17 protein-coding genes, 8 tRNA genes, 1 rRNA gene, 1 riboswitch and 1 other annotated feature are annotated in these 16,815 nt (G+C 46.8%); of the genes, 2 read left to right on the top strand and 24 right to left on the bottom strand.

The annotated features are described in order from the left end of the window. Positions 1–24: 24 nt before the first annotated feature. The gene (locus ACOMA8_RS13245; protein ID WP_421371312.1) at positions 25–1,374 is read right to left on the bottom strand and encodes a DUF438 domain-containing protein; all 1,350 of its coding nucleotides are present in this window, start codon (positions 1,372–1,374) and stop codon (positions 25–27) included. A gap of 45 nt (positions 1,375–1,419) precedes the next feature. Beyond that, positions 1,420–1,644, bottom strand: a complete 225-nt coding sequence (locus ACOMA8_RS13240; protein WP_161898774.1) for a DUF1858 domain-containing protein — start codon at positions 1,642–1,644, stop codon at positions 1,420–1,422. Between the two features lie 276 nt (positions 1,645–1,920). On the opposite strand from ACOMA8_RS13240, the gene ACOMA8_RS13235 reads away from it, so the two are divergent. Continuing rightward, entirely contained in the window at positions 1,921–2,331 is a 411-nt protein-coding gene (locus tag ACOMA8_RS13235) for an Ohr family peroxiredoxin (RefSeq protein WP_161898775.1), read from the top strand. A gap of 175 nt (positions 2,332–2,506) precedes the next feature. Here ACOMA8_RS13235 and ACOMA8_RS13230 read toward each other — a convergent pair whose 3' ends face one another. The 13 genes from ACOMA8_RS13230 to tenA form a co-directional block, all read right to left on the bottom strand. After that, on the bottom strand, positions 2,507–3,334 hold the full coding sequence (locus tag ACOMA8_RS13230; RefSeq protein ID WP_421371309.1) for a histidinol-phosphatase HisJ family protein: 828 nt from the start codon (positions 3,332–3,334) through the stop codon (positions 2,507–2,509). A gap of 9 nt (positions 3,335–3,343) precedes the next feature. Then, complete coding sequence (gene hisIE, locus ACOMA8_RS13225; protein WP_161898777.1) at positions 3,344–3,988, bottom strand: bifunctional phosphoribosyl-AMP cyclohydrolase/phosphoribosyl-ATP diphosphatase HisIE; 645 nt, start codon at positions 3,986–3,988, stop codon at positions 3,344–3,346. Between the two features lie 34 nt (positions 3,989–4,022). After that, a complete protein-coding gene (gene hisF / locus ACOMA8_RS13220) occupies positions 4,023–4,778 on the bottom strand; it encodes an imidazole glycerol phosphate synthase subunit HisF (protein WP_161898778.1) in 756 nt (251 codons plus the stop codon). Beyond that, a complete protein-coding gene (gene hisA, locus ACOMA8_RS13215) occupies positions 4,775–5,497 on the bottom strand; it encodes a 1-(5-phosphoribosyl)-5-[(5-phosphoribosylamino)methylideneamino]imidazole-4-carboxamide isomerase (RefSeq protein WP_421371306.1) in 723 nt (240 codons plus the stop codon). Before hisA ends, hisF begins: the two co-directional genes overlap by 4 nt. After that, complete coding sequence (hisH, locus tag ACOMA8_RS13210) at positions 5,494–6,117, bottom strand: imidazole glycerol phosphate synthase subunit HisH (protein ID WP_161898780.1); 624 nt, start codon at positions 6,115–6,117, stop codon at positions 5,494–5,496. The genes hisA and hisH overlap by 4 nt, the downstream gene beginning before the upstream one ends. Before the next feature lie 51 nt (positions 6,118–6,168). Further along, positions 6,169–6,759 (bottom strand): imidazoleglycerol-phosphate dehydratase HisB, encoded by a 591-nt coding sequence (hisB, locus tag ACOMA8_RS13205; protein WP_421371303.1) that lies wholly within the window; start codon positions 6,757–6,759, stop codon positions 6,169–6,171. Between the two features lie 74 nt (positions 6,760–6,833). After that, positions 6,834–7,883, bottom strand: a complete 1,050-nt coding sequence (locus tag ACOMA8_RS13200; RefSeq protein WP_421371301.1) for a pyridoxal phosphate-dependent aminotransferase — start codon at positions 7,881–7,883, stop codon at positions 6,834–6,836. Between the two features lie 4 nt (positions 7,884–7,887). After that, positions 7,888–9,159, bottom strand: coding sequence for a histidinol dehydrogenase (hisD, locus tag ACOMA8_RS13195; RefSeq protein WP_421371360.1), 1,272 nt, complete (start codon positions 9,157–9,159; stop codon positions 7,888–7,890). Continuing rightward, positions 9,159–10,721: an ATP phosphoribosyltransferase gene (hisG, locus tag ACOMA8_RS13190; protein ID WP_421371299.1), complete on the bottom strand. Its 1,563-nt coding sequence runs from the start codon at positions 10,719–10,721 to the stop codon at positions 9,159–9,161. Before hisG ends, hisD begins: the two co-directional genes overlap by 1 nt. Positions 10,722–11,101: 380 nt before the next feature. Then, positions 11,102–11,337, bottom strand: a binding site (T-box leader). Positions 11,338–11,529: 192 nt separating this feature from the next. Beyond that, positions 11,530–12,165, bottom strand: a complete 636-nt coding sequence (thiE, locus tag ACOMA8_RS13185) for a thiamine phosphate synthase (RefSeq protein ID WP_161900441.1) — start codon at positions 12,163–12,165, stop codon at positions 11,530–11,532. Next, entirely contained in the window at positions 12,162–13,007 is an 846-nt protein-coding gene (thiM, locus tag ACOMA8_RS13180) for a hydroxyethylthiazole kinase (protein WP_421371297.1), read from the bottom strand. Before thiM ends, thiE begins: the two co-directional genes overlap by 4 nt. Beyond that, complete coding sequence (gene thiW, locus ACOMA8_RS13175; RefSeq protein WP_161900439.1) at positions 12,994–13,524, bottom strand: energy coupling factor transporter S component ThiW; 531 nt, start codon at positions 13,522–13,524, stop codon at positions 12,994–12,996. Before thiW ends, thiM begins: the two co-directional genes overlap by 14 nt. A gap of 69 nt (positions 13,525–13,593) precedes the next feature. Beyond that, entirely contained in the window at positions 13,594–14,286 is a 693-nt protein-coding gene (gene tenA / locus ACOMA8_RS13170; protein WP_421371358.1) for a thiaminase II, read from the bottom strand. Positions 14,287–14,627: 341 nt separating this feature from the next. Further along, a riboswitch (TPP riboswitch) is annotated at positions 14,628–14,717 on the bottom strand. A gap of 683 nt (positions 14,718–15,400) precedes the next feature. Between tenA and ACOMA8_RS13165 the strand changes: the two genes are divergently transcribed. Continuing rightward, complete coding sequence (locus ACOMA8_RS13165) at positions 15,401–15,766, top strand: YccF domain-containing protein (RefSeq protein WP_421371295.1); 366 nt, start codon at positions 15,401–15,403, stop codon at positions 15,764–15,766. Between the two features lie 207 nt (positions 15,767–15,973). Here ACOMA8_RS13165 and ACOMA8_RS13160 read toward each other — a convergent pair. The 9 genes from ACOMA8_RS13160 to rrf all read right to left on the bottom strand — a co-directional run bounded on the left by ACOMA8_RS13160 (position 15,974) and on the right by rrf (position 16,809). Continuing rightward, a tRNA-Pro gene (locus ACOMA8_RS13160) sits at positions 15,974–16,047 on the bottom strand. 28 nt (positions 16,048–16,075) lie between these two features. After that, positions 16,076–16,149 (bottom strand) — tRNA-Arg (locus ACOMA8_RS13155). A 14-nt stretch (positions 16,150–16,163) separates the two neighbouring features. Continuing rightward, positions 16,164–16,249, bottom strand: a tRNA-Leu gene (locus ACOMA8_RS13150). Between the two features lie 27 nt (positions 16,250–16,276). Further along, positions 16,277–16,348: transfer RNA gene (locus ACOMA8_RS13145), tRNA-Gly, on the bottom strand. A gap of 10 nt (positions 16,349–16,358) precedes the next feature. Next, positions 16,359–16,431: transfer RNA gene (locus ACOMA8_RS13140), tRNA-Thr, on the bottom strand. A gap of 1 nt (position 16,432) precedes the next feature. Then, positions 16,433–16,516 (bottom strand) — tRNA-Leu (locus ACOMA8_RS13135). 10 nt (positions 16,517–16,526) lie between these two features. Continuing rightward, positions 16,527–16,599 (bottom strand) — tRNA-Lys (locus ACOMA8_RS13130). A 3-nt stretch (positions 16,600–16,602) separates the two neighbouring features. Further along, positions 16,603–16,675 (bottom strand) — tRNA-Val (locus ACOMA8_RS13125). An 18-nt stretch (positions 16,676–16,693) separates the two neighbouring features. Then, positions 16,694–16,809 (bottom strand): 5S ribosomal RNA (gene rrf / locus ACOMA8_RS13120). Positions 16,810–16,815 lie beyond the last annotated feature (6 nt).

Below are 16,815 nucleotides of genomic sequence, written 5' to 3'. Positions count from 1 at the left end.
TCCGGGGTTCTTAAAATTCAGCTATTAGTTAGTTGGTTCGCCTTTTTCCTGATCCAACAACCGGTTCTGGCCTTGAATATTTTGAATCTCAGTGATGTCTTGCGTAACTTCTAAGCAGCCCATGTATTCTCCGGCCTCATCTTGCAACGCAAAATAGCGAATATAGATTTTGCGATCCATGATGTCGATCCAAAAATCAGCGGTTTCTCGGGCACCGCTCCGGAAATCATCCAAGATTTTCTGTACGATGTGCATACTTTTCGGAGGATGGCAGTTGACGACTTCTCGACCAATAATAGACTTCGTGCGAGGAAAGACCCGCTTTTTCCCTTCTGAGAAGAAACGAACGCGCTCATCTTTGTCGACAAAGGTTAAATCCACAGGTAATGTTTGGAAAATCGCCAGCAGTTGTTCCAATTTCAAGATACCAGTAGGGAAAACCACCGTATCAGCAGAGGTTTGTTCCTGCCAGTCGTAGTGCTCCTCGGCGTAGACTGCTTCTGAGACTCCACCTTCTGTCAAGCCGGCAGCAATGCCATCTGTGGTCTCTCGGGCTTGTTGGATTGCTGCCAATCGTGCCGGTTCCCGTTCAGCTTCTTTGGCCAATGCGTCATCAGAAGCTTTCCATTTCAATGGTTCAGGAATAAATGCAAAGCCAATATCCAAGCTGTCTTCTGCGATTTTTTCCCAATCCTTTAGACTAAAAACGTCCAATGTCATAGGAACCATGATCTCTTCTTCTTTAAAGATCATCTCTTCAATTTCTTCTTTTAAAGCCGCCCATTTTTCAGACAAAGGATTGTAAGCCGCTCGCACATTTTCCAAATAGCTTTTCAGCGCCTTCAGCTGGTCGCGAATATCGTCATCCACCCCCCACATGACTTGAGGAGGTGCCGTAATGCCGTATTTTTCCATGTAAGAAAAGATCAACGTCTCCTTACGGGCATAGTGTTTATCCAATTGCCCCAAGTCCGTCAATGCCGCCATCAATCGCTCTTTAACCGACCAATCACCTTTTTGGATCTTAGCCATCAAGCCGTCGATTTCATCTGTCAAAAGCGATTGTAGCACTTGATTTTCCAACTTCAAGGTGTGGACTGGATGACCTGGCTGCTCGTGTTCATAGTTCGAGCGGTGAATTTCATTAATAGCACCTTTGAAAACAGCCGCGTGGATGTTGCATAACCGCTGAATTTCTGATGCCGGCAAGCCACTTTGAATCAGTGCTTTTTCCGCCGAAGTGATCTCGGTTACATCCACTCCGTCGAATTCTTCGGTAAACAGACGCTTGGCTTCTTCAAAATTACCGCCTTCATGCAATAAAGACAAGATCTCCACGATCCGCTCTTGTCGCTGTTGTTTCGTACGTTCCATTCCCATCCCGCCTTTTCTTTTACTTTAGCCGCAGCTGGCACACAATTACTCGATCAATTCAAACCCGGCGGCTTCAAAAGCGGCCGTTATTTCAGTCATAGGGATTTTTTTCAAACGGGCACCTTTTGGGATGGTCATGTAACGTCCCGCCGTTTGCAGCATTCCCGGTTTTCCGATATCAGCAAAGCCCAATCCTGCCATGATTTCCTTTACCTCTGGAAATTCCTTTACCAAATCATACAGGGAGCGGGACAGTTCCAATCGTTTCATCACAATTCCTCCCAACGGCAACGTTCCTGCGCAGTTTACTCTGACTACGATGCGCACTTATGCCAATCTGTGAGAATAATTCTCATTCATTTTATTGTAGCGCTTTTTTGCGCAAAACTTCACTAGGGGATTCCCTATATTTAAAGCGATCTTTTTGTAAGCAAGTTGGTTGGGGTAAAACCCAACTTCGTGATACTGTGGATATGTAGTGAATAAGCAGAACCGGCAAACGGCGTTTTTTCGCCTTCTGCCGCAAAACGAAAGGATGGATCATCTATGTCAAAGAAAATGTCTCTGTCAACTGTTGTCAACCGCGGCGGTCGCGAAGGTGAAAGCGAATCTGTTACCGGCTACTTGAATGTCAAAACCAGTGGCACAAAAAAAGAAGGCTATACCAATCCTGAAGAGCTTTTTGCATCTGGTTTAGCTGCTTGTTTCAACGGTGCCATGAGCTTCCCATTGGAACGTGACGGTTTGGGAGACAAAGAGCGTACCGTCCGGGCAGAAGTTAGTCTTTTGGGAGATTTACCCGACTTCACGACCTTGCACTTGGCTGTCCAACTCATCGGTCATATTGACGGGCTTTCAAAAGAAGAAACCAAAAAATACATGGAAGAAACTGAAGGTATTTGCCCTTACACTAAAGCAATCAAAGGCAATGTCGAAATCACCTTTGACGCAGAATAATCCCAGTGACAACTAAAATTTAAACAATGAGCTGGTGACAATCTTTCTGTCACCAGCTGCTAAAGCAAACAAGATTAAACATGAGCCACAATAAAAAGACGGGCCGCTTCCATTAAAAACAGTGGAAGTGACTCGTCTTTTTATCGTTTTTGCTTTCCCGGTCGCAGTCCATACCTCACAAAGGGATGTCTTGAAAGCGGCCCTCTTTTAGCTGCATTGCTGACGTAAAACCAACTTCTTGCAGGAGTGCGGCAGTTTCTTTGAAATGATAGGCAATGGTCTCGGTCTGGTGACTGTCACTGGTGATGATTACCGGTGTGTGCCGTTGTTGCAAATCCTTCAGCAAATAGGTGTCTGGATAGGGCCGCTTAAGCCAGCCACGACTCATGCCGCCGGTGTTGACTTCCACCATCCCCTCCCAAACCGCCAGTTGCTTGGTGATTTCAGCTAGCGCCTGTAAAGACAGTTCCTGGTATTGCCGGCGATTTTCCGGCGTCAGGTAATGCAGCGTGTCATCGAACTTCGTAATCAAATCAAAATGCCCCACAATCAGTGGTCGATTCTCAGTAACATGTCGGAGGACCACTTGATAATAATCTTCCGCCATTTTCAAAAAGTCACCGCCAAACCAGTTATCCAGTGTCCACTGAAATGTTTCCGGACTTTCATCGACACTGCGATAGACCCCTGCTCTAGGAGTAAAATAATGAACAGAGCCAATGAAATAGTCGTAACCGCCTGCAGGTGCCGGACTGAAATAGTCCCATTCCAATCCGCATGCTATGGTGAGCTTTCCTGAGAGTTCTTCTGCTAACTGGCGGACAGCCTGCTGATAACCGGCTTCATCCGTCACACCAATACACCCGGGGTCAAAAGGCGCATAAGAATGAGAGGTAAAACCCAAGTCTGTCATCTTGGCTGCCAAAGCCGCCTGCGCCATCTCTGCCAACGTATTTTTCCCGTCACACCAAGTGGAATGGGTATGGACATTGGAATAAAACATCCTGTCACCTCACTTCATGGTTTCTTGTTTGACTTTTTTGTCGACGACTTGGCGTTTGGATAATTCCGCCATGACTTCTGCCGGCAAAATTTCGTTGTTGGCCATCAAAACCAACAGGTGATAGATCAAATCAGCAATCTCGTAAGTAGTTTCTTCTTTGCTTTCTTTCATTGCACCGATGACGACTTCCGTAGATTCTTCCCCAATTTTCTTCAGAATCTTCTCGTTGCCTTTTGAAAACAGGTAACTGGTATAACTTTTTTCCTGCGGATTCAATTTACGACCCAAGATTAGTTCGTAGAGGTCTTGTACAGAAAATTCCTGTTTGTCTGTCGCTTTAAAGACCTCATTGAAAAAGCAGGACTCTGCGCCAGTGTGGCAAGCAGGACCAGCTTTTATGACCTTGGCCACCAACGCGTCCTTGTCGCAATCCGCTTTAAGTTCCACCAGCTCCTGAGTATTGCCGCTAGTTGCTCCTTTACGCCAAAGTTCTTGGCGACTACGAGAGTAAAAGGTCATTTGGCGGTCTTTCAAGGTAGCACTTAGACTCTCTTTGTTCATATAAGCCACCGTCAGGACCTCGTTTGTATAAAAATCCTGTACCACACAAGGAATCAATCCCTGGCTGTCGAATTTCAGTTCTTCGATATTCATAAATGGTGCTCCTTTCATTGCTTTCTCACAGATTTCAGATCCGGGTGGGAATACCTTGTGCTTGCATGTAAGCCTTCAATTCTGGAATTGGGATTTCATCATAGTGAAAGATGGAAGCCGCCAGTCCCGCATCAATTTTCGGATTCTCAAAAAGTTCCTTGAAATCCGCCAGTTTGCCGGCACCACCAGAAGCCACAATCGGCAGTTCAGTGATGGCTGACACAGCATTCAAGAGCGGCAGATCAAACCCGTTTTTAACGCCATCGGTATCCATACTGTTGATGACCAATTCTCCGGCACCTAGCGCTTCGCCTTTTTTGATCCACTCCAAGGCATCCATACCCGTATCTTCCCGACCACCTTTGGTAAACACATGCCAGCTTGCACCAACTTTTTTGATATCCACTGACAGGACCACACACTGAGAGCCGTAGCGTTCGGCGCCGGCTTTGATTAATTGCGGATCTCGCACCGCACCGGAATTGACGCTGACTTTGTCGGCCCCGCATTTCAATACCCGGTCAAAGTCTGCCACCGTATTAATCCCGCCACCAACAGTTAGCGGAATGAACACTTGAGAAGCGACATCTTGCAAAATATCAGTAAAAATCCCTCGAGCTTCATGAGAGGCCGTGATGTCGTAAAATACTAGCTCGTCTGCTCCAGCTTCGTTGTATTTTTTCGCCATTGCCACTGGATCGGCCACATCTTTGACACCTGCAAAGTTGACCCCCTTAACCACGCGACCGTCCCGTACATCCAGACAAGGGATGATTCGTTTTGAAATCATACATTGGCCCCCTTTGCTGCTTCCAGGCAATCTTCCAATTTCAGCGTGCCGCTATATAACGCTTTTCCAACAATCGCGCCATACGTATCAGCCTGTGCCAGATCCTTGATATTTGCCAACGTCGAAACTCCGCCGGAAGCAACAATATTCAAGCCCAGACTGTTCAGTTGTTTGTACAAATCGACATCAATCCCTTTTCCGGTACCGTCTTTTGAGATATCGGTGAAGATGATCGTTTTGCACCCCCATTCGCCTAATTGTCGGCAAAACTCATCGGCCCGCGTCGTCGTAGTTTCCAACCAGCCGGCAACTGCCACCATACCATCACGGGCATCTACCCCCACGGCAATCTGCTCTCCGTATTTCTTCAGCATTTCTCGGGTAAAAGCCGGGTCTTTTTGCGCAATCGTTCCTAAAATCGCCCGCTTGACCCCGGCATCCAGCACATCAATAATGTCCTGCTCACTGCGGATACCGCCCCCCAGTTCCACAAACAGATCGGTTTTCGCTACGATTTTTCGCACGATGTCAAACTGGACTTTGGTTCCTTCCTTGGCGCCATTCAAATCCACCAAATGCAGATGAGTCGCACCCTTTTTCTGGAATTCTTCGGCAAATACTACCGGGTCGTCCCCGAACACTTGCTGTTGTTCATAATCTCCTTGATAAAGCCGGACTACTTTGCGATCCAATAAGTCGATAGCCGGTAAAATAATCATGCTGTCACCTCCGCAAATGCTTTGAGTAGTGCCAACCCCCGCTGGCCGCTTTTTTCCGGGTGAAACTGGGTACCGTAGACATTGCCGTTTTGCACGATGCCCGTCACTGCAATTCCATAGTCACTTTCTGCAACCAGATGGGCATCACAATCCGTCGCATAAAAACTGTGCACATAATAAAACTGATCTTGCTCCTTGATATACCGCAACAAAGGACTATCTTTTTTAATCGTGATTGGGTTCCAGCCAATGTGTGGAACCTTCAGATCAATTCCTTTTTTGTCAAAGGCTTCCGCCATCGAAACCACGCGACCGGAAACGAGTCCCAGACCTTCATGGTGTCCAAACTCTTCACTGGAATCAAACAACAGCTGCATCCCCAGACAAATCCCTAAAAGAGGTTTACCCTCGGCGGCTAGTTCTTTGACTGTCTGATCCAAGCCGCTTTCTTTCAATTTAGTGATAGCATCGCCAAAAGCCCCCACTCCCGGCAGGATTACCCCATCGGCAGCCTTTAACTTTTCCGGATCCCCGGTGACTTCACTTGGAATTCCTAACATCTTCAAAGAACTAGCCAGGCTGAAAAGATTCCCGACACCATAGTCTACGATAGCAATCATTTGTGCTCCCCCTCGTCAAAGCTTCCGCATCTTATAAACGGTAGCTGTTTTTTATAAAATCGTGCCCTTCGTAGATGGAATTTCATCTGGTGCGGCCAAATTGATGGCTGTCGCATCGGCTAACGCCCGCCCAAATCCTTTAAAACAGGCTTCAACAATATGGTGACTGTTTTTTCCCGCCAGTTGTTGGAGATGGATCGCTGCTCCTAACTCCCGCGCAAAAGCCACGAAAAACTCTTCAACCAACTCGGTATCAAAATCCCCGATTCGTTGTGCAGGGATGTCTAAGTTCAAGCAGGCAATCCCACGACCACTGATGTCCAATGCGGCAATCACCAGCGTTTCGTCCATCGGTAAAATCATACTGCCGTAACGAAGGATGCCGCGGCGATCTCCCAGCGCTTCAGAAAAAGCTCGTCCCAAAACGATGGCGATGTCTTCGGCAGTATGGTGCCCATCCACCCAAACATCCCCGTCAGATTCCAATTCCAAATCAAAACGGCCATGACGGGCAAATAATTCCAGCATGTGATCCAAAAAACCAATTTTGGTTTTGATCTTTTGTTGACCGGTACCGTCGATATTCAATGTACAAGTGATTTTTGTTTCCGATGTATCTCGCGTAATCGTTGCTGTTCTCATGATGCTCTCCTTTCAAATCGGGGCTTTTAATGTGTCGTTGGTCTGATTTCAGTGTCTACCACGACTTTCTGAGCCTATTCGTTTACGAGCTCTTGCAAAGTTGCTAGCAGTTGCGCCATCTGTTCCGGTGTGCCGATGGTAATCCGCAGGTAGTCTTGGATACGGGGTTTATCGAACCAGCGTACAAGAATATTGCGTTCTTTTAGCGCCGGATAAAGCACTTTTCCGGAAACTATAGGGTGCTTAACAAAAAGAAAATTCGTTTCAGAGGGCAATACTGTAAAGCCTAAATTTTCAAGAGCTTGCGCCGTCCATTCTCGGGTAGCAATGGTTTTTGCCAAGCACTCTTGGTGATACTCCCGAGCTTTCAAAGCAGCAATTCCGCCAGCCAGCGTCATAGCATTGACACTATAAGGATTAAAACTGAACTTGATCCGATTTAGCTCGTTAATTAATGCGGGTTGCCCCACTGCATAACCTAGTCTGGCACCGGCTAACTGCCAAGATTTTGAAAAAGTGCCCACTACCAAGAGATTGGCATGTTCCTTAACATAAGGCATCATGCTTTGGCCGCCAAATTCCACATAGGCTTCATCGACAATCACCAACCGCTCTGGATCAGCTTCTACCAGTACCAAGATGGCCGCAGCAGGCAGTCCTAAACTCGTGGGCGCATTGGGATTGGCAAAAACAATTGTCCCTTTAAAGTCAGCATAATCTGCCAACTCAATACTTAAATCTTCCCTCAGCGGTATCACTTGTGCCTTCAATCCATAGAGCTGAGCGAACACTGGATAAAAGCCATAGGTGATGTCAGGATACGCAACACCTTGACCCATCAGTCCTTGAAAACAAAAGGCCAATACTTCATCGCTGCCATTGCCAACAAACAAATTCGTTGCCGGCACAGCCAGATAATCTGCCAACTCTCTTAACAAGTCGCGGCAGGTAGGATCTGAATACAACTGCAGTCTGCCGGCAGCAGCCTCGACTGCTTCCACTACTCCTGGTGCTGGCGGGTAGGCACTTTCATTGGTATTTAGTTTGATAAAATCGTTGGTTTGCGGTTGTTCACCGGGAACATAAGGGGCCAACTGGGTGATCCGAGGGTCAAGAAATTTCATCCGCTCACTCCCCCTTTCGTAAGCGGATAGAGTTGGCGTGGCCTCCCAGTCCTTCCGTCTCCGCAAACAAGATCACATCGTCAGCGGCTGCTTGCATCGCCGCTTTACCGTAATACAAATACTGGGAATGTTTTACAAAATCGTCGACAGACAAAGGTGAATAAAAACGAGCAGTTCCTTCGGTTGGCAACGTATGATTGGGTCCCGCCAGATAATCTCCCAGAACTTCCGGAGTGTTGTGTCCCAAAAAGACCGATCCTGCATTTTCCACTTTGTCCAACCAAGCAAACGGTTCTGCCACACAGAGTTCCAAATGCTCCGGTGCAATTTCATTGGCTGCTGCTAACGCCTGTTCTAACGTATCTACCAAAATAATCTTGCCGTTGTTATCCAAAGACTGGCGGATGATTTCTTTACGGGGCAACAACTCCGTCTGTCGTTGAACTTCCGCCGCGGTTTTTTCGGCAATCGCCGCATCGGTAGTTACCAAAATGGCTTGGGCGTTCACATCGTGTTCTGCTTGAGCGAGCATATCTGCTGCCAGAGTTACTGGATTGGCGCTGCTATCTGCCACAATCAGTACATCACTAGGCCCAGCAATCATATCAATATCCACTTTGCCGTAAACCAAACGTTTGGCGGCTGCTACGTAAATGTTGCCGGGACCGACAATCTTGTCGACTTTCGGCACCGATTCTGTCCCATAGGCGAGGGCTGCCACGGCTTGGGCACCACCGACGCGATAGATTTCATCAACACCTGCCACTTTGGCAGCGGCCAAAATTGCCGGATTTACAGACCCGTCTTTCAAAGGCGGTGTCACCAGCACGATTTTTTTCACGCCGGCGATTTTTGCCGGAATCGCGTTCATTAACACCGTCGATGGATAAGCGGCAGTTCCCCCTGGCACGTAGATTCCTACCTTTGCTAAGGGAATTACTCGCTGCCCCATCACTGCGCCGTTACGGGTCATCATAAAGCCTTGAGTGACCTGCTTTTCGTGAAATTCGGCAATGTTTGCTTTCGCCGTCTCCAAGACGCGCAAAAAATCAGGTGCCACTTGCTCCAAAGCAGCGGCAATCTCGGCTTCGGAAACCTTCAGAGCCGTAACTGTTGCCCCATCGAATTTTGCGGAGTAGTCAATCAACGCCTCATCCCCGTCACGACGAACAGTGTCGATGATTTCTTGTACTACCGCTGCGTAATCGCCCGTTTCAGCGGCGTCCGTTTGGGTCAGTTCAGCAATTGTTTGGTCTTTGATAGAAAAAATTTCGATCATGCTTCGTCACTCACTTTCTTTACAATGTCGATGATAGCGTCTTTTTTAAAGCGCCAAGAGGAACGGTTGACAATCAGGTGGGCACTGGATTCATCAATTTCTTCCAGCACCGCCAGATCATTTTCTTTCAGTGTCGTGCCGGTCTCCACGATATCCACAATGACATCTGACAAGCCAACGATTGGCGCCAGTTCAATGGAGCCGTTTAGATAAATGGTTTCAATCGGTTGGCTACGTTCGCCAAAGTATTTACGAGTAATGTTGGTATACTTGGTTGCCACTTTTAACGGTCGCGTAGGATCAATCACAAAGTCTTTGGGCCCAGCGACGGCAATGCGGCAGATTCCCAAGCCAAACCGCAGCAAGTCGATAACGTCTGCTTCCGTTTCCAATAAAATATCGCGACCGACAATCCCGATATCGGCTGCCCCATGCTCCACATAGCTTGCCACATCAGAAGGTTTCACCAAAAAGAAACGAATATTGTTTTCACAATCTTCAAAGACCAATTTGCGGCTATCATCCAAAAGATTGGCCGTGACCAAACCAGCATCCCGGAACATTTCATATACCGACTGCCCCATTCGTCCCTTCGGCAAGGCCACATTCAACATAGTCGTCTGCATCCCCACCTGATCGGCGCGATTTTGATCCAGCATGTCCAGATGAATGCCAAACCCAATCGCTTGCTGAGTCTTGCCCAGTGCTGCAAACAACCCATCGTAGCGTCCGCCAAACAACAAGGCTTGAGGAATATTTTCGATAAAGCCTTGGAAAATCAGGCCACTATAATAATTGGTGTCGTTAACCGTTGAAAGATCAAACAGCAGCTGCACAGTTTCCGGTCGGGATGCCTCTTCCAAAGCATCTGCCACAGCCACCAATTCCTGCAATGCACTGCTGGCTTGTGGCCAACCTTTAGCCGCCGCCACAGCTTTTGGCAACTCGGTAAACAGATCACCAGAAAGCTTCATCAATGCCATCAGCTGTTCCCGCCGGTCTTCAGGTACACCATCAGCATCGGCCAACTGCGCCAATTCCGGAAAGTTTTTATTTTTGATACGGTTGAAGACAGCCCCTCGGCGATGATCGGAAAACAGATCCAAAATTGCCGCAATAAGACCACTATGTGACAGTTCCAATTTCCCCTGCCCAATCTCAGCCAATGATTCCAAGGCTAACAGAATCACTTCAATCTCGGTTTTTCGCACCACTTTTCCAATGACCTCGATGCCAACTTGATTGATCTGACGGTATTCGTCATCTTTGCGGCTGTGACGATAGACATTTTCGTTGTAATACACTTTACGAGCGGCTCCCGAAGGTGTATTTTTCACGATGGAAAGCGTCACATCTGGATTCAAGGCCAACAAACGCCCATCATTGCCGGTAAACTTGATGACATCATCCCCAGAGAGAAAATTCTTTTGCTCCAAATAGAAATGGTATTCTTCAAAACTCGCCAATCGGAAAAAGCCATATCCTTTTTCCTCAAACAATTCCCGCAGCCGCAGCGCAATCTTCTCTTCTTTTCGCAGGATATTTTCTTTTAATTCCATCTCACAGCCTCCTCAACAATCTATGCTGACCTCTTGTTCATTCCCGATTTTCTTTGCCTAGTTTTCGGCGCTTTCCCGAAAACAGACAATCCCCAAAAAACAGTACTGATCTCCTTTTGAAAATATATTTTCATGGCAATGGGTCTACTACTTCACCTGCTCCTTAACCAAAACTCTGAGTTTTCGGCGCTTTCCCGAAAACAGACAATCCAAAAAGTAGCCTTAATCTCCTTGAAAATATATTTTCATGGCAATGGGTCTACTACTTCACCTGCTCCTTAACCAAAACTCTGCGTTTTCGGTGCTTTCCCGAAAACAGACAATCCAAAAAGTTACCTTAATCTCCATGAAAATAGCAAAAAACGCCCTTTGGTAATTCACCAAAGGACGTCGGTAACGTGGTTCCACCTTTTTTCACACGCTTTTCACAAAACGTGTCTCAGCAAGTCATCAAACAATGACCGCGGCGATATCGGGCCAACCCGGATCTTCCTACTGAACACTTCAGAAGATCGACTCCAAGATGTGTTTCACTGCTGCCGGACTGCCTTTTTCCACCACCCAAAGGCTCTCTTTGAATCCCATCAGCCGCTACTCTTCTTGTCGTAGTCTGATTAATAATCGATGTTGTTGTAAAGTTTACGGCGAATTGTCTGAAAAGTCAATAACTATCTCTCAAAATTTTCGCTATTTTGTATAAATATTCGTTAAGCCGCCGTAATTCATCTCGCTTCATTATTTTTCATCCATTTGGTTACTTCTAAGTATACAGGATGAAAACAATCATGAAAACCTTTACCAAAAATCCTCATTTTCTCAATGCAGTCAGCTGGTCTATCTTCTCTCGAAGGCAGCGAACTTTGCTTGGGACATCCACAGCTTGCATGATTTCGGAGACCATACAGATTCCGCTAATCGGCACCTGAGTAAAGTCGGCGATCCGTTCTTCGTTGATACCACCAATAGCGACTACTGGGAGGGTAGTTTTTTGCAGGATGTCCTGTAGGTCTTCCATAGATGTCGGCTTGGTTACGACTTTCGTGGTCGTCGGATAAATCGCACCCACCCCCAAATAATCGGCGCCTTCTTTTTGGGCTTCTTGTGCCCGGTCTACTGTCTTGGCAGAAACACCCAAAATTTTTCCTGGCCCCAGCAATTGCCGGCAAAGGGCCACCGGTAATTCGTCATCACCGATATGAAGTCCCGCCGCATCCACTGCTAAACAGACATCCAGCCGATCATTGATAATCAAAGGGACCTCGTAACGATCACAGATGGTTTTAACCGCCAGTGCCAACTGGTAAAACCGCCGCGTGCTAACTTCTTTTTCCCGCAGTTGAACAACAGTCACCCCATTTAGACAGGCCTCTTTAATTATGTTCAAAAATTTTTCGTCGGAATAATCATAACGTCCTGTTACCAGATATAAGCGATAATCCATCATGTAAGCTCCTCTCCGCGAATGTCGTGCCACCATTGCTCATCTGACATGAGCAACGACAAGCGATCTAGCGTTTCTTGGCGAAAAGCAGCCAATCCTAACCCCTTTGCTACTGTCACTTGGGCCGCTGCTTCTCCGCATAAATTGAAATAACTAACTGCTGCAACAGTTGCGACTAACGGTGCATTTCCTGCCCCCAATAAAGCCGCAATCAAGCTGCCGACAATATCACCAGTCCCTGTGAAGCGGTCCAACTGGACTACCCCATTAGTCAGCTGCAATCGGCGTTTTTCAGTCACAACCAAATCTACCGGTCCAGTGGCCAACAATATCAATGGACGACGCTGACAGACTTTTTGCATAGCAGCCGCCAATTCCCGTAACGCCGCTACTTCCTGATCCTCGATACTACCGTCAACACCTCGGGCCCGACTAGCCAAGCCACAAAAACGGCGCATTTCCGACAAATTACCTTTAATAACTTGCGGCTCAGATTCCCACAACTGCCACGCCAAATCATACCGTAGTTGTGTAGCTGCCACACCAACTAAATCGACAACGATTGGTGTTTCGGTGGCTTTCCCATAACGAGCCGCTGCCTGTAAGGCTTGTTCTTTGCCATCCGTGATATGCCCCAAATTCAGCAACAGTCCATCGTTTTGCGCAAAAAACTCGTCAAATTCCCGAATATCATCTGCCATCACCGGTTTGGCATCCACATACAACAAAGCATTTGCCATTGATTCACAGGTGATTTCATTGGTAATGCATTGGATGAGAGGCGAATTTTTTATTGGCCAAGCTGCTGCGACATCCCGCAACAGCGCTTTTTCAAGCCCACTCATGATTACTCACCAAAAAAAGGGCTTGCACTCTTTTAAAGACGCGGGTCTCTTTAAGTTTAAATAAGACGAAGAAGGCGATTGCTGAACCGATGATGGTTGCTCCAATAAAGCGAGGAGTATAAATAAACCAATAAAGTCCCTGGTCACTGCCGGTAAACCAAACCATGACTGGGTAAGAGAGAATCGAACCGATGATACCGGTACCGATAACCTCGCCAATCATCGAACCCCAGATCCGGCCACCAGTCAGCCGATAGCCCCAGCCGGCGAAAAACGCGCCAAAGACAGCACCAGTCAATGCCAATGGTGGAATCCCCAACATCGTCATGCGGATAACTCCACAGATTGCTGCCATTACCGTAGCATAAAAAGGCCCTAGCAGCACCCCAGCAATGATATTGATTACACTGGACATAGGTGCCATCCCTTCGATACGCATAATTGGCGACAAGACCACATCCAATGCAATCATCAGCGCCAAAAGTGTGATTTTTTGAATCTTATTTGCTTGTGTCATTTTCTACTCCTTTTCCATCAGCTCTCTGATAATAAGCTCAATCAATTTGCTTGGCTTGACTGACAGCATTCACGCCAGTTCAATGGCACCGATTGCTGCTCCCTGAGGCCAGCTTTCAAGAGTCATCGCCATCTCCCAAAACAGATATTCCATCTGGCTGGAAATATAGAAAGCTGTCAACATCTGTTCCTGTTCGTCAGAGGGTGCCGCTGCGTATAAACGGTCCAAGATCCGCCGTTCGTTGGCTACTGCTGCCCGCCCCTCCTCCCCGGCATAGGTTGCAATCCAACGCTGATACAACGGATTTGGCGACCCCATCACAATCAGGCGCTCACCGATTTCTTGATACAACCATGGACAAGGCAACATCCCTGCAAAAGCGGTATTCGGCGTTCCTGCTGCCAGTTGTCGATACATATGAGAGACATAGTTATAGGCAGCAGGTGCTACGGGTGTCGCAGCGACTTCTTCTTCAGTGATCCCCAGCTCCTTGAAAAACGCTTCCCGAATTGCCATTTCCCCTTCAGCCAAATGCTGGCTGTTTACGAGCATCAATTCTCTCACTTCGCTATCTTCAGCCGCTTCCCCAATCAATCGGTAAAGCTTACTGAAATGCTCCAAATAATACCGATCCTGCAAAAGATAATAGCGGAAAATTTCCGGTGCCAGTGTCCCTTTGGCTAATTCCAAAATAAAAGGATGCTCAAAGCTTCCCTCCCAATAAGGATCAGCATATGCCCGTGCTTTTTGTGTAAATGTCATCATTTTAACTTCACGCTCCTTGTTATCCGTATTCACCGTCATACTCTGCTACTTCTATGCAGTCGGGAAACTGCCCTGCCTTATCTCCAAAAGAACAGCAAAAAGCCCCCGACTGCGTTTCAAATCAAGAAACAAAGAAGGGGGCCTAGGAAAAGAAGCAGATCCTACCTTAAAAAATGGCAATAGCCAGACTGGAAAACACCAATTATAATCAAGAATCAGCCAGATGAACAACACGCGTTTTCAAAAGACAACACGTGTTTACACTTTTACCGTTTGCTAAAAAACAGCAAAGCACCCCATCAGAAAAATTCCGATGGGGTGCTGAAAACGGCAAAAATTTTGTGATCCGCACATTTCCCTGCGTCAGTGCTAACTGCTTCAGGTTCAATGGGTATAATCTCAGCTCTATAGCACCCCAAATGTTTCTTATTCGAATGTGACCACAGTGTAGCACATATTTCAAAACGCGGCCATGCCTTTTCCAGATTTTTACCATATGTATTTTTTTGAAATGCCGTTAGGGAGCAGAACTTCACTTCTAAATTCTCCTTGCAGGACTGCGTCAGCTGCATAACAGAAGCATAGTAATCAGCCAATTCAGCTAGCGTTTATTACTTCTGACATCCTGTAGTCAGCTGGTATAGTTCAACTTAGGCAGAATCCGCCTAGTTTCTAAATTCGAAACTACCCTCCCTTGGGTCAGCTAGTATAGTCCAACTTGGGCAGAGTACGCCCAGCTTCTAAATTCGAAACTACCCTCCCTTAGGTCGGCTAGTATAGTTCAACTTGGGCAGAGTACGCCCAGTTGAACTTATAAAAACAGTGCTGTCGAGGGGAATCGACAGCACTGATACAGATTGAGAATTATTCTCAACCAATATTCAAAAAAAAGACAGATCAATCACACGAGGTTTATACTTGGGGAGTAATGAACCGCTCGTTAGATTTAGTATAACACAAAAATTAGCCGCTGAGAACTATTCTCAATTAAAAAAGTAGTTTTTAGTTATTAGCTGATCCTTTTTTATTCAAAATTCATCCCAGTTCTTTTGCTGCCAATCTGAAAAAGCTGTTATACTAAAAGTATCTTGCGACAAGAAAGGAAAAATCTATGAGTTGTCTTGGAAACCTAATTTGGATGCTTTTCGGCGGATTGATCAATGCTGTCAGTTGGTTTTTAGCTGGCTGTCTATGGAGCATAACAATCATCGGAATCCCTATTGGAATGCAATGCTTCAAATTTGCAGGTCTGGGCCTTGCTCCCTTTGGTAAGGAAGTCGTCTATGGAGGAAATGGTGCAAGTTTGTTATTGAATATCATTTGGCTGATTGTTTCTGGTATCCCGCTGGCAATTTCTCATCTGATTAGTGCGTTGCTACTGACCCTCACGATTATCGGCATTCCCTTTGCCAAACAATCTCTGAAAATGGCCAAGTTGGCTTTAATGCCCTTTGGTGCCCAAATCATAACACGTTGACCTATGAGGGAACTGTGACAATATTGAATCATCATGAGACCCTAAAAGCCGACTACCTTCCCTTAAAAATCATTGGAAGATCGTCGGCTTGTCATTGATAAAAAAATTTCAAATACTAACTAACCTTGATTTCATCAAACTAAGTCAGCGTAATTCACTACTCTGCTTAAATTGGCAAAAAAAGAAGACTATAACAGTCTTCTTTGATCGGGAAGACAGGATTCGAACCTGCGACCCCTTGGTCCCAAACCAAGTGCTCTACCAAGCTGAGCTACTTCCCGGTATTAAATTAAAATAATAAAAAAACTACGCGCCCAAGAGGAGTCGAACCCCTAACCTTTTGATCCGTAGTCAAACACTCTATCCAGTTGAGCTATGGGCGCATAATAAAATCTAATGCCGAGGACCGGAATCGAACCGGTACGGTGATCACTCACCGCAGGATTTTAAGTCCTGTGCGTCTGCCAGTTCCGCCACCCCGGCGTTAACGAGGCATTAGGCATTAAAAAAAGCGGAAAACGGGGTTCGAACCCGCGACCCCCACCTTGGCAAGGTGGTGCTCTACCACTGAGCTATTTCCGCATCAACGCAATGCCGGCTAAAGGATTTGAACCCTCGACCCTCTGATTACAAATCAGATGCTCTACCAACTGAGCTAAGCCGGCTTGGTGCGGGTGAAGGGACTTGAACCCCCACGCCGTAGGCGCTAGATCCTAAATCTAGTGCGTCTGCCAATTCCGCCACACCCGCAACGCTGTAATGAGCCGTACAGGGCTCGAACCTGTGACCCTCTGATTAAAAGTCAGATGCTCTACCAACTGAGCTAACGGCTCGTATGGGGGTTAACGGGATCGAACCGCTGACCCTCTGCTTGTAAGGCAGATGCTCTCCCAGCTGAGCTAAACCCCCATATCGATATAAAAAACAGCGTGGCGACGTCCTACTCTCACACCGGGCAACCCGGCACTACAATCGGCGCTAAGAAGCTTAACTTCTGTGTTCGACATGGGTACAGGTGTATCCTTCCCGCTATCGCCACCACACTATTC

The organism is Enterococcus infantis (assembly GCF_049166715.1).
Classification (GTDB): Bacteria; Bacillota; Bacilli; order Lactobacillales; family Enterococcaceae; genus Enterococcus_C; species Enterococcus_C leclercqii.
The sequence above is the reverse complement of the archived record's forward strand: the minus strand, read 5'-3'. Positions and strand labels throughout refer to the sequence as shown.